The sequence below is a fragment of the Rubrobacter tropicus genome, from assembly GCF_011492945.1.
GTDB classification, from domain to species: Bacteria; Actinomycetota; Rubrobacteria; order Rubrobacterales; family Rubrobacteraceae; genus Rubrobacter_D; species Rubrobacter_D tropicus.
This window is the reverse complement of the sequence record NZ_CP045119.1, coordinates 3,455,289-3,469,501: the sequence shown is the minus strand read 5'-3', so window position 1 is coordinate 3,469,501 and position 14,213 is coordinate 3,455,289. Positions and strand designations below refer to the sequence as shown.

The window sequence follows — 14,213 nt, the reverse complement described above, 5'->3', positions numbered from 1 at the left end:
CCCGTGGACGCGAAGACCTCCACCAGCCACCCGGTCTTCTATGCCGGCCGCTTCGCGGACGGCGTCCCGCGAAAGGCGCTCCCGGATGATTGCCTGCTCCTGGACGACTGGGCCGTCCTCCCCGGGCCCCTGGCCGACGCCGCAGACGGGGCCTCCGTCGTAATCGTCTGGGACCTTCTCTCTTTCCCCTTCGAGGCCCTCGTCGGGGAGGCGCGAGACGTCCCGCTCGTCCTCGCCCTACCCGCAGGCCGCGACGCGAAGTTCCTCTCTGCCGTCTTCGGCGAGACGGTCTTTGGCGGCCTCGGCTTCTTCGACGGGATCGCGACGCCCGACACGGACACCTGGCAGGCCCTGCGCCGCCGGTACGGTTGGGCCGAAGGACAGCGCGTCGCCGCCGGGGAGGACCCGGGGGGCCTGATCTCCGATGTCTTGGCCGGGATGGCGGGCGGCGAGAGGTGGGAGAAGGCCGCCCACCGGACCAGGGAGTCGGCGCTCCTGCCCCGGTTCGCCGCCGCGCGCGGCCTCGAAGCCGGCGAGGTGCCCATGGACGTCCTGCAGGTCGGCGTCGGGGACGGCCGCTGGGCCACAGGCTTCGACCCCGCGACCACCCGTTTCTCCGGCGTCGACGAGGACGAACGGGCCCTGGCCCGGGCCGCCCAAAACTTCCCGGAGGGCGGCTTCCGGAAGCTCGGGCCGGAACTCTCCATTCCGCACCCCGACGAGGGCTTCGACCTTACGTTCTGCGTGGATACCCTCGGGGATTATCCTGCTGAAGAGAAGCGGGCCCTGACCTCCGAGATGTGGCGCGTGACCCGCCCCGGCGGGCGGCTCCTGTTTTTGGAGGACTTCGTCGGCGGCGACGGGTCCGCGCCGTACGTCGTTTCGGTGAACGCCTTCGTGGACCTCCTGATGGGGGCGACGGCGGGGCAGGTCGTGCTCGAGCACGTCGAGTCCTTGCGGTATCCGGGTGAGGACACGGTCAGGGGCGGGGTGCTGGCGCTCTCCAGGCTTGGGGTGCCGGGGCGGTGGTAGACAGGGCCGTCGTGATCTCCAACGACGTCGTCCCGGGGCTCGGGATGCCCGTGGCGGCGCCAGGCCTTCGGGCTTTCGGGCTGGCCGAGGGCCTGCGGGCCAACGGCATCAAGACCAAGACCCTCGTGACGCGCGGCTTCACGGACCGCCAGTGGTGGCGCTTCGGGAGGAGCGTCCCCCACCCGTCGGTACCGGGCGTCGAGGTCCTGGGGGCGCGCTGGCTCTCGCGCTACCTGGAGGCGAACAGGCCGATCACCGCCGTCATCATAAACAGCAACCAGGTCGAGCACCTGCGGCCCATGGAAGGCGTCCACTACGTGCTCGACTTCTTCGCGCCCAAGATGCTGGAAGCCCTGTACCAGCACGGCGAGGGGTATCCCAAAGACGAGCTCGCGCGGCTCAGGCGGCGCAAGATCCGGGCCATAGAGCTCGCCGACGCCTTCATAGTGAACGGCAAAAAGAAGGTCCCCTACTTTCTCGGCTGGATGCTCCAGGCCGACCGCGACGTCCGCCAGCTCCCCGTCGAGGTCGTCAACATGTGTGTCCCGCCCTCGTTCACCGAGACGGAGCGCCCCGCGAACGGGAACGTAAAGTTCGCGGTGGCCGGCTACCTGCAGCAGTGGAGCAGGCTCGGCGGGTGGGTGTCCGGGTTGGAGCGGCAGCTCGACCGGCCGGAGATGAGCCTCGACCTGCTCACGCCCTGGCACTGGGGCGGGGGCGTGGGGCGCACCCACGAGTCGACCGGCGACCTCGATAGGCTCGCGGCTCACCCTTCCGTAACCACGCACCCGACGATGAGCTTTTCCGCGTTTCGGGACTTTCTCTCGACCGTCGACGTCTCCATAGACCTCTTCAAGCACAACCTGGAGCGGGAGTACGCGATGGTAACGCGTTCGGTGGTTTCTCTGGCGGCCGGGGTTCCCGTCATACACCCGCCCTTCACGGAAGTTTCGCCCATGATCTCCGCCTACGACGCCGGCTGGCTCGTCGACCCGGAAGATTCTGAGGCCGTGGAGGCGACCATCCGGGGCATCCTCGACGACCCCGGAGCGGTGCGGGAGAAGCGGGCGAACGCCAGGAGGCTTGCCGTTGAGCTACTGGACCCTGCGGTCGCGGTTCGTCCGCTCGTGGAGATCGTGAGGTCCTGGTGAGCGGGCGGCGGATGTACTTCATGACGCCGACCTTCAGGCCCGTTGGCGGGGTCGTCAAGATCTTCGACTACGTCAACCACGCGCTCGCCTTCGGGTACGAGCCCGTGATCGCGTGCCCCGAGAAGTACAAGGCCGGGTTGCCGGTCTTCGAGATCTCACGCTTCAGCCACCTCACGCCCGAGAACGGCATCCGGTTCGTAGCCCTGGAGCAGGCGGGCGTAGGGCCAGACGACTTCGCCTTTCTCTCCTGGCCGAGCCACTACCCCATCCTGGAGCCGAGGATCGGGCGCGGCGCCAGCCACGAGCAGGTCATCTCTATCGTCCAGAACGTCCGCTGGGCCAACCCGACCTTCGAGCGGGGCTACGCCGTCCGCCTCCTCTCCCGGCCGATGGCTCGCATCATGACCAACGACGTGGTGCTCGAAGCCTGCAAGCCCTACCTCAACGAGTCCTCCATGACGGAGACCATAATGCTCGGCAACGACTCGGCCTTCTTCGCCAGGGAGCGTTTGGGAGGCTTCAAGGGGCCGATAAAGGTCGGCTATACGACCTGGAAGTCCGACGTGGGCGACCGGGTCGCGGCTATGTTCCGGGAGCGGGGCTCCGGCTTCAGGTTCAGGGCCATAAGGAACCCCGTCGGCTGGAAGGAGCTCAAGAAGCTCTACCAGTGGTCAGACGTCTTTCTGGCGACGCCGCTCGTCGAGGAGGGCTTCTACATGCCCGGGCTGGAGGCGATGGCGGCGGGCGCGGTCGTGATCACCTCTGACGCCGGGGGCAACCGGGCCTACTGCCGGTTCGGCGAGAACTGCCTGCCGGCCCGGTTCGAGAACGCCGGGGACTACGCCGCGGCCCTGCGGGCGTTGAGGGGCTACGGGGCCGGGGAGATAGAGGCGCTCAGGCGCGGCGGGTACGAGGCCGTGGGCAGGCACACGTTGGAGTACGAGCGGGACCGTTTCGGCGGGTTCATGGAGAAACTCGAAGGGCGGCTGCAGCGGAACGCCGGGGCGTCGCGTGGTAGCCTTTAGCGCTACCGAAGAACCGGAAGAGCGCAGGAGGAGAGATGTACCCGGACTTCATAGGAATAGGCGCGCAGAAGGCTGGCACGACCTGGCTGCACCGCAACCTCCAGGTACACCCCCAGATTCACATGCCGAGAAAAGAAGTCCACTACTTCGACCGCAAGATGAACGACGGCTCCAACGCCGTCAGCCGTCTCTTCGGCAAGACCAGAAACGACGACCAGTGGCGCCGGCAGGTAAAGCAGATCCCGCTGCAGCTCATCAAGAACCCGTCTCTCCAGGAACTGCGCTGGAACCTTCGCTACTACATGCGCCCCTACGACGACCGCTGGTACTCGCAGGTCTTCGAGCCGAAGAAGGCGAAGGTCTCGGGTGAGATCACGCCGGCCTACTCCGTCCTGAAAAAGGAGAAGGTCGCCCACGTCCACGACCTAATGCCCAACACGAAGCTCATCTTCTTCATGCGCAACCCCATAGAGCGCGTCTGGTCCCAGACGGTGATGAGCTTCGACAAGGTCGAGAAGGGCTCGGCCGCGAGCGCCTCGGAGTCGGGCCTGCTGCGCAAGATAGAGCGCGACAGCTCATACAAGCTCTCCAACTACATGAGGACGCTTGAGAACTGGGGCTCGTACTACCCGGAGGACCAGATCTTCGTGGGCTTCCTGGAAGACGTCAGCTTCTTCCCGGAGGAGCTTCTTGGCAGGCTCTACGACTTTCTCGGGGTCGACCCGCACTTCGACCAGCGGTTGACGGGGAAGAAGATCCACACCAGGAGCGAGGCGACGATGCCGACGAGCGTCGCCGTCCACCTGGCGAGGAATTACCACGCCGAGATCTCGCGCCTCGCCGAACGCTTCGGGGGCTACGCCTCGTTCTGGCTTTACTGCGCGGAGCGCCTGATCGAGGACCCGCCCGGGGAGAAGACGATCACCTACCCGCTCTTCGAGTCGTACCTGTGGGACGGGTGGGATGGGGCCAGGCAGGCCAGGAGCGGCCCGCTCCACTCCGTGCGGGTGGCGGGTTAGCCCTTTGTACCCGGATTTCCTGATCATAGGGGCGCAGAAGGCCGGCACGACCTGGCTGCAGCGCAACCTCCAGACCCACCCCGAGGTCTGGATGCCGCCCGAAAAGGAGCTCCACTACTTCGACGAGAAGGCGCGGCTCGAAGGCGGCCTTCTCCAGCGTCTGCGCGGGGACGGGCCTGCCGACCGGCGCTGGCGCCGCCAGGCGAAGTCCAGGTTCAAGCAGTCGCCCGGAAAGATCGACCCGCAGGACCTCCTCTGGGACCTCAAGTACTTCTTCGGCAGGCCCGACGACGCCTGGTACGCCTCGCTCTTCGAGCGGGAGGGGCAGGGTCACGGGCGAGACCACCCCGACTACTCGATCCTGGACCAGGAGAGCGTGGCCCACGCCCACCGCCTCATGCCGCACGCGAAGATAGTCTTCATGATGCGCAGCCCGCTGGAGAGGCCCTGGTCGGCGATGGACATGGGGCTCAGGATCAAGGGCCGCTCCTGGGAGTCGCTGAAGGAGGAGAAGGTCTACAAACGCTTCGACCGCGGCCGCACGCGCCTGATGACCAACTACCTGCGCACGCTCCAGAACTGGGGCGCGTACTACCCCGAGGACCGGATCTTCGTCGGCTTCCTCGAAGACATCCACTTCTTCCCGGAAGAGTTGCTTCACCGCCTCCACGACTTTCTCGGCGTGGATTCCGCGGCCGAGCATCGGGTGATGAAGCGCAAGATCCACTCCGGTTTCCAGGACACGATGCCGGCGAAGTTCGCCGCCTACCTGGCGGGCTCTTACCACGAGAACCTCAAGCGCCTGAGCGCCCGCTTCGGGGGCTACGCGTCGTTCTGGCTTTACTGCGCGGAGCGCCTGATCGAGGACCCGCCAACCGAAGACAGGCTGGCTTACCCCCTGTACGAGTCCTACCTCTGGGAGAGTTGGGATGGGGCGAAGGACCTCTCGCCCCAGAGCGGCCCCCTCTCCAGCGTCCGCGCCGCGTCTTCCTGAGGGGGGCGTCTTGTACCCGCACTTTATCGGGATAGGGGCGCAGAAGGCGGGCACGACGTGGCTCAGCCGCAACCTCCAGATGCACCCCGAGGTCTGGATGCCGCCCGTCAAGGAGGTCCACTACTTCGACGAGAAGATGAACGACCCCGGGAACCCCGCCGCCAGGCTCTTCCAGAACGTCTCGGGCAAACGCGACAGGGACCGCCGGTGGAGGAGGCAGGTCCGCCGGAGAACGGGGCGGCACCTCAAGAACTTCTCCAGACAGGACGCTCTCTGGGACCTCAAGTACTACGCGGGCAGGCCGGACGACGGGTGGTACGCCTCGCTCTTCGAGCCGGGCCGGGGAAAGACGGCCGGTGAGATCACGCCCGCGTACTCAACCCTCGACCCCGACGCCGTCGCCCACGTCCACTCCCTGGCGCCCGAGGCGAAGATAATCCTGATGCTGCGCAACCCCATCGAACGCGCCTGGTCCCAGGCCGCCATGCGCTTCGACAAGGCCGGCGAGAGCGCCGCCGACGCGGCGGGCACGGAGAGGCTGCGCCGCCTCTTCGAACGCGAGGGCTCCCGCTCCAGGACAGACTACCTGCGCGCGCTCGAGAACTGGGGTGCGTACTACCCCGAGGACCGCATCTTCGTGGGCTTCCTGGAGGACGTCCACTTCTTCCCGGAAGAACTCCTCCGCCGCGTCTACGATTTTCTCGGCGTCGACCCCACTTTCGAGCCCCCCGGCCTCACCCGCAAGGTCCACACCCGCTCCGTAGGACGCGTTCCGACCGCCCCGATGTCCTACCTCGCCTCCTCCTACGGCGAAGAGACCTCGCGCCTCGCCGAACGCTTCGGGGGCTACGCCTCCTTCTGGCTCTACTGCGCCACCCGCCTGGCGTCCGACCCGCCCCCCGAGCCGACGATACCGTACCCCCTGTGGGAATCGTCCCTGTGGGAAGAGTGGGCCGGCTCCGGCGGAGGCGCGATCCTCCAGAGCGGCACGCTGGCGTTGTAGCACGCTGGCTTCGCCAGCTTGTCGGCCCGGGGCGTGCTGACAGGGGTCACGGTACCGTTCCGGGAAAACCGTGCGCCCAGGACCTGCGGGAGAGACCGGTCTTTCGTGTGGCGGGGGTTTTCTTTGGATACCGGTTCTCCGAAGTCGGCAAAGCCTGCGGCAAATGGTCCATTTGGGTGATGTGCCAGGTCTGGTCGCGGGGCATGATGGTGTTGCTACATGAAAAGGCGGGTACCTGGCTCGTCCCCAGGAAAGGAGCGGAGGATGCGACGGCTTGTCCTTTTGTTGATGCTTATGGCTGTGGCATTAGTCGTGGCCGGTGGGGTGGCACTGGCGGTCGCCCGCTCCGGCGGGCCCGGCAACGACACCCTGAGAGGAACCAAAGGCAGCGACGCCTTGTCGGGCAACGGGGGCAACGACGTCCTGCTGGGGCTCAGGGGCACCGACGCCTTATCCGGTGGGCAGGGCAGGGACGCGGTGCTCGGCGGCAACGAGTTCGGTCCCCAAGCCGGCGATAGGTCCCTCTCTGGCGGCCCCGGCGGCGACTTCGTCGGCGGCGGAAAGGGCGGCGACGCCTTGTCGGGCGGAGGGGGACGGGACTACATGTTCGCGGGCCCGGCGTTCGGTGAAAGGGCCGCCGACGTAGACGCCGTGGCCGCCGGGGCCGGAGACGATGCCGGCGAAGCGTCCAACGTGCCCGCCGCAAAAGACATCATCGACTGCGGCAGCGGTTTCGACGGGGTGCTGGTGGACGCCAAGGACCTCACGAGAGATTGCGAGCGGGTGTTTACCAGGCCAGGCCCGTACTTCCGGTTCCTCGAAGCCTCGAACTACAACTACTTCGCGCCATTGCCGTAGGATCGCCTGTAAAAGTCGGTGTATCTCGACGAGGAGGAGCTAGAGCGGTTTGCAAAGAGGTTGGGCCTCTTTGGAGGGCTATCAGCTTTCAGCGTTCAGCTCTCAGCAAGGGCAACAGGCTGATGGCTGAAAGTGGAGGCGAAGCCGGAGCGGGCCGATAGCCGACGGCGCGGATTGCAGTGGCATTGAGCCACTGCAATCCGCTTCAGGGTCCGGAACGTCTAGCCCCTCCTCTCACACTCCCGCCCCTGCAGCGGTTTGCGGAAACATCGAGCCTCCCGGAGTGGTACCGCTACGCGCGAAAGGCGCGAAACGCCGCGCTACCTGAAGTTGTCCAGGATCTCCTCGACGTCTCGTTTCTCGTAGAAGTTCCAGTACGCGCCCTCGCTCTCGAGCAGGCGTTCGCCGACGCGGAGGATCCTCTCCCGGTCGTAGAGCGGATTGGCGTTCTTGTTCTCCAGCGGCTCGTCGAGTAGGGCGGCGGCGGGGGTTATGACCTGGAGGGCCTTGCCGCCCGTGGCGCAGATGTCCTCGTAGCGGATGATGTTCTCGCGGGGGAGGGACTGCTCGTAGCGCTCGAAGTTGTAGTGCATCCTTTTCAGGCGCTGGGCCATCTTGTCCGCGCCTGCCTGCTTGCCCTCCTCCACCTGGCGGCGGTACTCGGCGTCGTAGCGCATCTTGGCCGAGGGGTTCTTGCCCTTCTTTCTCGACTGGATGCTTCCAGAGGAGGCGATGATCGCGAGCGGGTTGCGCACGATGGCGTAGCACGGGAACCGCTTCGCGAGGCCCGGGAGCAGGGCGGTGAACATCCCGGGCTGCTTTATGGCGAGCAGGAAGTCCTTGTCGAGGTCCTTGCCCACGGGTATGTCGCCCTTGACCGCGATGCGCTTGCGGACGCCGTCGACCTGGCCCTTGGTGTTGTCGGGGACGATGCCGCCGACGTGCTTGCTGCGCACGACGCCCTGCTTGAGGGCCTTGCGGCGCATCCGCCGGTAGACCTTCTCCAGCTCGTCGCAGACGGCGTCGTAGTCCGGCATCTGCTGCTCGAACCTGTTGGGGGGGAGGGGTTCGGCGAGGGCTATGGTGTTCGGAAGCTTGTTCAGCAGGTGGCACGTGAGTGTGGTGCCGCTGCGCCCCGGGCCCGTGAGCACGACGTTGTACTCGTTGGTGCTCGTGGCGCCCTCGACCTTCTCCCGCAACTCTCCCAACTTCGACGCGACCCGCCGCCGGACCGATCCCATAATGCCTCCAGTGCTCTTGCCGGTCTTACCGTTAAGCAACCATGATAACCAAGAACGGGCCGGAAAGCGTCCAGCGGCCCGCGGGTTGGAAACGCCGGGCCTCTTCTGATAGGTTGGCCCCGTAACGCGTATGTCCTACAAGGAGATCCTATGCTTTCCAGGTTGAGGCTCATCGTGCCCTTCTTCGCCCTTATAGTCTTGCTGGCCGGCTGCGGCGGTGGCGGGGGCCAGGCGGACAACGCCCAGGGCGGCGGTTCGCAGGACGGCGGCGGCGAAGAGCAGAAACAGTCCAAGAAAGAAGCGCGGGAGACCAAGATAGGCGTGGGTAACGTGGTCTCCGTAAAACCCGACAAGCGCAGGATGGTAGTCATGCCGAGCCGGGAGGCCGAGGACGCCGAGAAGCTCACCCTCAACGTGAGGAAGAACGCCGAGATCACGCTCGGCAGCGAAAAAGCCGAGATGGGCGACATCGCGAAGGGCCAGCAGGCCCAGGTCGAGTACGTGGTGAAGAACGACGTGAACCGCGCCATCTCCGTCCAGCTCTTCAAGGCCGAGGAACAAAACTCCGGGGAACAGCCCTCGGGCGAAGAGGAGCCATCCAACTAGCGCCGGCCGGATGAAGGTCCTGCTGACCGGCGCCACCGGCCTGCTCGGCGGCGCGCTGCTTGACCTACTGATCTCTGAAGGACACGAACCGCGCTGCCTGGTCAGGGAGGGAAGCCAGAACGCCCACCGCCTGGACGCCCACCCGATAGAGATCTCCCGCGGGGACGCCGGCAACGCCGGAGACCTCGGCCGCGCCCTCGCCGGCGCCGACGCCCTCCTGCACGTCGCCGGCATCGAATACGCTCCATCCGTCGTCGAGGCGGCCCGAAAGGCCGGTGTCTCTAGGGTCGTGGTGGTGGGCAGCACGAGCGCCCACTCGGCCTACGAGTTCCGCTCCGGCCCGAAGAAGAGGATGGAGGGAGTCGTGGAAGCGAGCGGGCTCGACTGGACGATAGCCCGACCTGCCATGATCTACGGCTCCGAACGTGACAAGAACGTCCACCGCCTCCTGCGCTTTCTGGATCGCTCCCCGGTCTTCCCGATCTTCGGACCCGGCACGAACCTCTGGCAGCCCGTCTACCACGAGGACTGCGCCCGCGGCGTCTACGAGGCCCTCGTCCGCCCCACCGCCGTCGGGCACTCCTACGACCTGCCCGGCGACGAACCGCTGGCCTACAAAGACCTGGTAAAGACGGCCGCCCAAGCACTCGGTAAGCGAACCCGCCTCGTCCGTCTGCCGCTGGAGCCCATCCGCCGGGCCTTGCTTCTCGCCGAAACCCTCCGCCTCCCGCTCCCCATCAAAAGCGAGCAGGTCCTGCGCCTCCGCGAGGATAAGGCCTACACCTACGACGAAGCGCAAAAGGACCTCGGCTACGCGCCACGCCCCTTCCGCGAAGGCATAGAGCTGGAAGTCGCGCGCCTGCGCGAGGTCGGCCTCATCAAACCGAAGACGGCCTAGTGCTACACTGATGCTGTGCGGCACGAGAAGGAGCGGGCATGGCGAACCTGACGATCACGGTAGACGAGGAGACGGTAAAGAGGGCGCGTATCCGGGCTCTGGAAGAGGGCACCTCGGTGAACGCGCTGTTGCGGGGCTATTTGGAAGAGTATTCGGGCGTACGGAGGGAGAGGCGCGAGGCGGGTCGGAAACTCCTGGAACTTTCGAAGAATTCGAAAGCGGGCAGCGGTGGCAAGGGCTTGCCCAAAAGGGAAGAGTTGTACGACCGGCCGATTATGAGGAACCGGCCCGAGGGGCCACTGTAGAGAGCCATGCCCTCGTTCTTCGACACAAATGTTCTCGTATACTTGGTGGACGCAGACGAGCCAGCGAAGCAAGAGGTCTCTCGTGGCCTGGTGCAAGAGCATTTGGCCGATGGCGATGGCGCTATCTCGGTTCAAGTCTTGCGTGAATTCTTCTTTGCTTCGAGAAAGTTACGCACCCCGGTCTCGTATGAGACGGCGAGAGAAGCAGTCGAGTACTTCGCCAAGTTCTCCCCTCTTCAGGAAGACGCCGACATGGTGCTCAAGGCCGTGCGCCGCACCGGAGAGATGTCCCTTTCCTTTTGGGACGCCCTGATCGTCGAGGCCGCGTTGAAGTCCGGCGCCGACCGGCTCCTGACGGAGGACATGCAGCACGGCCAGATCATCGAGGGGATGCTTGTCGAGAACCCGTTTCTGTAGAGGATTTCAGTGTTGACCGGTCCGGTCGTTGCCGGGGGGCTGGCGTTTCTGGTGGCCGGCGCGCTCGTGCCGCTGCTGGTCAAGTTCGCCGTCGGGAGGAGCCTGCTCGACGTGCCGAACATCCGTTCCTCCCACGAGGTGCCGACGCCGCGGCTCGGCGGGGTCGCCATCTTCGCCGGAACGGTTGTCGGGGTCGCGGTTTTGCGTCCTGGAGGGGCGTGGCCGCTGCTGTTGGCGGCGGCCTTGATCTGGGCCGTCGGCCTCGCCGACGACCTCTCGAACCTCCACTTCAAGACGAAGGCGGCGGCCCAGGCACTCGCCGCCGCGGGCCTTATCCTCTTCTACCCGCCTCCGGTACTCTCCGGAGCGCCGGTCGTGCTGTGGCCCGTAGTGGCGCTGGTTGGGGTCTTCTGGATCGTGGCCCTCACAAACGCCTTCAACTTCATGGACGGCATAGACGGCTTCACGGGTGGCGTCGCGATCGTCAACGCCTTCTTCCTGATCCCGCTGGCGGGAGACTCCGGCGCGTTCTTGCCGGCCCTGATCGGGGCGACGGCAGGCTTCCTGGTCTGGAACATCAGCCCCGCCTCGATGTTTATAGGCGACTCGGGCGCGTACTTGCTCGGCTTCTCCCTGGCCGCCGTCGCCCTCTACGCCCCCGTCACACCCGGCGGGGCCTGGACGCCTCTGGGCTTCGCGGCCGGCGCTCTGGTCTTTGTGCCCTACCTCTTCGACACCGCCTTCACCCTCTTCCGGCGTCTCAGAAGCGGGGCCGGCAAGAGCATCTTCCTCGCCCACCGCGAGCACATCTACCAGCGCATAACCCCGACCGCCGACCTCCACCGCCGCACGAGCAACCTGTACTACGCGGCGAGCGCCGTCGCCGGCCTCGCCGCGTTCCTGGTGGCGGGAGGAGGCCTCGGGATTCTCCTCGGCTTCGGCGTCGCGGCGGCTCTCTGCGTCGCACTCGCGGCGTTGCCGAAGGTGGTTTAGGAGGTTTCAGGCATCAGGTTTCAGGTGTCAGGGAAAGCGGTTCGGTTCGGGAGCCGTCAACGGCTAACGACACCGTCCGAAAAGAGGATCGCTGCAGCGAGCGAAGAAAACCACCGGGCAACGGAGAGCGCGAGAAACCTGATGCCTGATGCCCGTAGCCTGAAACCTGAAATCTAGCCATCCGGCTCAATAAAAGTTAGAATGCAACTCTATGTGGCTTATGAGGAGTATGGGGGAGCGGCTTCTGGCGTCGGTGGACCGGCTGCAGCGTGCCTTCCACGGGTCTCCGCCCGCGTTCCGGCGTGGGGCGGCGATGCTGGTGGATGCTTTCATAGTCGTCGAGTCGTTCGCCGTCGTGCTCATAGTTCGCGTCTCCGGGACCCCTGACAGCGACGAGTTCTGGCCCTACTTCTGGCCGTTCGCGTTGTTTTCGGCGCTTGCTTTCGTGTTGCTCCTGAACGAGAGCGGGGTCTACAGGAGCATCCTCAGGTACACGGGCATCTACCAGGGCGTTCAGGTATTGAGCGCGACGGCCATAGCGGCCGGAGGTCTCTTTCTGGCGGTATTCTGCGTGGGGCCTGACGGGTTCGGGATCATGCCCAAGAACCCCGTCCCGATCTCGGTGCCGTTGGTCGGGTCCGTCCTCGCCTACGTGCAGCTCGTGGCGGTCCGGCTCTACCCGCGGGTCTTCTACGAGTTGTCCCTGCGCGAGGTCGGGCGCAGGACGCGGGTCGTGGTCGTAGGGACCGGGGAGCCCGGGGTGGCGCTCGCGGGGCACATATGGCGCACTTCGGCGGCCGAGACGCAGGTGGTCGGCTTCGTCAGCGAGGCCAGGGCCGAGGTGGGGAGGCAGATAGAGGGGGCTTCCGTGCTCGGGGTCGTCGAGGACCTCGAGGAGGTCATCTCCCAGCACGGCGTGGACCAGGTGATCATAGCCATGCCGCACGCTAGCCGGGAGCAGATGGATTGGATCTGGCGCACCTCCACCCGCGCCTCGGTCACCGTGAAGGTGATGCCGGACCTCGGCGAGTTCCTCTCCGAGGGGACCATCAAGCTGCGGGAGCTCCAGATCGAGGACCTCCTCGGGCGCGAGCCCGTGGACATAGACCTCGACGCCCTCTCCAGCTACGTCAACGGCAAGCGCGTGCTCGTGACGGGCGCCGCCGGCTCCATCGGCAGCGAGCTCAGTCGCCAGATCTCACGCCTCGGACCGGCCCAACTGGTCCTGCTGGACCGCGACGAGAGCGGCCTCTACTACCTGAACTCGGAGCTGCGGCGGGAAGACTTCTACGACGCCGAGACCTCCGTCGGCGACGTCACGAACCCCGAGCGGGTGAGCTTCGTCTTCGAGAAGTTCCGTCCGCAGCTCGTGTTCCACGCCGCCGCCTACAAGCACGTCCCGATGATGGAGCTTCAGGCGGCAGAGTGCATCACCAACAACGTCTTCGGCACCCTCAACGTGGCCCGCGCCGCCGGGGCCTACGGGGCGAGCAAGTTCGTAAACGTCTCGACGGACAAGGCCGTTCACCCCGTAAACGTCATGGGCGCGACCAAGCGCCTCGCCGAGATGATCGTGAAGAACCTCGCCGCCGAGTACCCCGAGACGGTCTACGCCTCGGTGCGCTTCGGCAACGTGCTCGGCAGCCGGGGATCGGTCGTGCCGACCTTCCGCCAGCAGATAGAGGCGGGCGGCCCCGTAACGGTGACCCACCCCGACATGATCCGGTACTTCATGACCATCCCGGAGGCCGTATCCCTGATCCTGCAGGCCGGCGCCATGGCCGAGGGCTACGGCACCTACGTCCTCGAGATGGGCCGCCCCGTCGCCATCACGGATCTGGCCCGCAAGATGATCGAGATAATGGGCGCCCCGAACATAAAGATAAAGTTCGTGGGCCTCCGCCCCGGCGAGAAGCTCAAAGAAGAACTCTCCGAGGAGGACGAACAGAGGACGGAGACCGCCCACCAGATGGTCTTCCGCCTCACCTCCGAGAACATGACCCCCCCCGACGGCTCAGACCTCTCCGAACTCCTCGACCCCATGATCTCCCACGCCCGCAACCAGGAGGCCGGGGAATCCCTGGCCCTCCTCCACCGCGCCGTCCCGAACTACACCACCAACGGCCCCGAGACTCACGAGATCAACCTCAACTACCCGCCCAGAGGCTGGCAAGCTTAACGGCTTGCCAGCAGCATGCTCCGGCTTCGCCTACGCTTTCAGCACGCAGCCTGACGGCTGCTTTCAGCTATCAGCTTTCAGCGAGTCGTCTGTACACGTTACGCCTCCCGACACCCGAACCGCTTCGTCATGCGCGGCCCGGTCTGGCCTTACGCAGCAAGAAGCTGACGGGCTGAGAGCGAGGACTGCGGAGCAGGCCGACGCGTGCTGAAAGCGGAGCCCGTAGGGCGTAGCGTGCTGACTAGCTTTTCTGCTGGCGGGTTGCCCTGCGGCCTCTTATGCCCAGGTAAGCCAGATAGACGCCGATCAGCAAAAAGATGCCTATTATCGGGAAATGCAGCCAGGCCAGGTACGGGTCGGACTGGAGGTCGTTGACGTACCAGGTATAGGCCCGCGTGGTCCAGGAGAAGAGCGTGATGACGCCGCACGCGAGAAGGAGGTTCGACGTGAGCCTGGAGAGCTTCATAAGTAGATTGAGTCTATCAGAGTGTG

At 65.8% G+C, this 14,213-nt stretch carries 15 protein-coding genes; 13 read left to right on the top strand and 2 right to left on the bottom strand.

Annotation, left to right across the window (positions count from 1 at the left end):
* Window positions 1-3: 3 nt before the first annotated feature.
* The 7 genes from GBA63_RS17495 to GBA63_RS17465 all read left to right on the top strand — a co-directional run bounded on the left by GBA63_RS17495 (window position 4) and on the right by GBA63_RS17465 (window position 7,082).
* Complete coding sequence (locus GBA63_RS17495) at window positions 4-1,032, top strand: class I SAM-dependent methyltransferase (RefSeq protein ID WP_166178154.1); 1,029 nt, start codon at window positions 4-6, stop codon at window positions 1,030-1,032.
* A complete protein-coding gene (locus GBA63_RS17490) occupies window positions 1,026-2,183 on the top strand; it encodes a glycosyltransferase family 4 protein (RefSeq protein ID WP_166178152.1) in 1,158 nt (385 codons plus the stop codon). The genes GBA63_RS17495 and GBA63_RS17490 overlap by 7 nt, the downstream gene beginning before the upstream one ends.
* Complete coding sequence (locus tag GBA63_RS17485; RefSeq protein WP_166178150.1) at window positions 2,180-3,208, top strand: glycosyltransferase; 1,029 nt, start codon at window positions 2,180-2,182, stop codon at window positions 3,206-3,208. Before GBA63_RS17490 ends, GBA63_RS17485 begins: the two co-directional genes overlap by 4 nt.
* Window positions 3,209-3,243: 35 nt before the next feature.
* A complete protein-coding gene (locus tag GBA63_RS17480; protein WP_166178148.1) occupies window positions 3,244-4,227 on the top strand; it encodes a sulfotransferase in 984 nt (327 codons plus the stop codon).
* Window positions 4,228-4,231: 4 nt separating this feature from the next.
* Complete coding sequence (locus GBA63_RS17475) at window positions 4,232-5,221, top strand: sulfotransferase (protein ID WP_166178147.1); 990 nt, start codon at window positions 4,232-4,234, stop codon at window positions 5,219-5,221.
* Window positions 5,222-5,231: 10 nt separating this feature from the next.
* Window positions 5,232-6,224 carry a sulfotransferase gene (locus tag GBA63_RS17470; RefSeq protein WP_166178145.1) on the top strand — a complete coding sequence of 331 codons (993 nt, stop codon included), beginning with the start codon at window positions 5,232-5,234 and terminating at the stop codon, window positions 6,222-6,224.
* A gap of 264 nt (window positions 6,225-6,488) precedes the next feature.
* Window positions 6,489-7,082: a hypothetical protein gene (locus GBA63_RS17465; RefSeq protein WP_166178143.1), complete on the top strand. Its 594-nt coding sequence runs from the start codon at window positions 6,489-6,491 to the stop codon at window positions 7,080-7,082.
* A 320-nt stretch (window positions 7,083-7,402) separates the two neighbouring features.
* On the opposite strand, the gene GBA63_RS17460 is transcribed toward GBA63_RS17465, so the two are convergent.
* Window positions 7,403-8,323 carry a hypothetical protein gene (locus tag GBA63_RS17460; protein ID WP_166178141.1) on the bottom strand — a complete coding sequence of 307 codons (921 nt, stop codon included), beginning with the start codon at window positions 8,321-8,323 and terminating at the stop codon, window positions 7,403-7,405.
* A gap of 150 nt (window positions 8,324-8,473) precedes the next feature.
* On the opposite strand from GBA63_RS17460, the gene GBA63_RS17455 reads away from it, so the two are divergent.
* The 6 genes from GBA63_RS17455 to GBA63_RS17430 all read left to right on the top strand — a co-directional run bounded on the left by GBA63_RS17455 (window position 8,474) and on the right by GBA63_RS17430 (window position 13,721).
* Entirely contained in the window at window positions 8,474-8,929 is a 456-nt protein-coding gene (locus tag GBA63_RS17455) for a hypothetical protein (protein ID WP_166178139.1), read from the top strand.
* A gap of 10 nt (window positions 8,930-8,939) precedes the next feature.
* Window positions 8,940-9,827: an NAD-dependent epimerase/dehydratase family protein gene (locus tag GBA63_RS17450; protein ID WP_166178137.1), complete on the top strand. Its 888-nt coding sequence runs from the start codon at window positions 8,940-8,942 to the stop codon at window positions 9,825-9,827.
* Between the two features lie 38 nt (window positions 9,828-9,865).
* The gene (locus GBA63_RS17445) at window positions 9,866-10,132 is read left to right on the top strand and encodes a hypothetical protein (RefSeq protein WP_166172281.1); all 267 of its coding nucleotides are present in this window, start codon (window positions 9,866-9,868) and stop codon (window positions 10,130-10,132) included.
* Between the two features lie 6 nt (window positions 10,133-10,138).
* A complete protein-coding gene (locus tag GBA63_RS17440) occupies window positions 10,139-10,549 on the top strand; it encodes a PIN domain-containing protein (RefSeq protein WP_228282151.1) in 411 nt (136 codons plus the stop codon).
* Window positions 10,550-10,561: 12 nt separating this feature from the next.
* Window positions 10,562-11,542, top strand: a complete 981-nt coding sequence (locus tag GBA63_RS17435) for a glycosyltransferase family 4 protein (protein WP_166178133.1) — start codon at window positions 10,562-10,564, stop codon at window positions 11,540-11,542.
* A 211-nt stretch (window positions 11,543-11,753) separates the two neighbouring features.
* Window positions 11,754-13,721, top strand: a complete 1,968-nt coding sequence (locus tag GBA63_RS17430; RefSeq protein WP_166178131.1) for a polysaccharide biosynthesis protein — start codon at window positions 11,754-11,756, stop codon at window positions 13,719-13,721.
* 241 nt (window positions 13,722-13,962) lie between these two features.
* Here the strand turns inward: GBA63_RS17430 and GBA63_RS17425 are convergent, their stop codons facing one another.
* Window positions 13,963-14,187, bottom strand: a complete 225-nt coding sequence (locus tag GBA63_RS17425) for a hypothetical protein (protein ID WP_166178129.1) — start codon at window positions 14,185-14,187, stop codon at window positions 13,963-13,965.
* Window positions 14,188-14,213 lie beyond the last annotated feature (26 nt).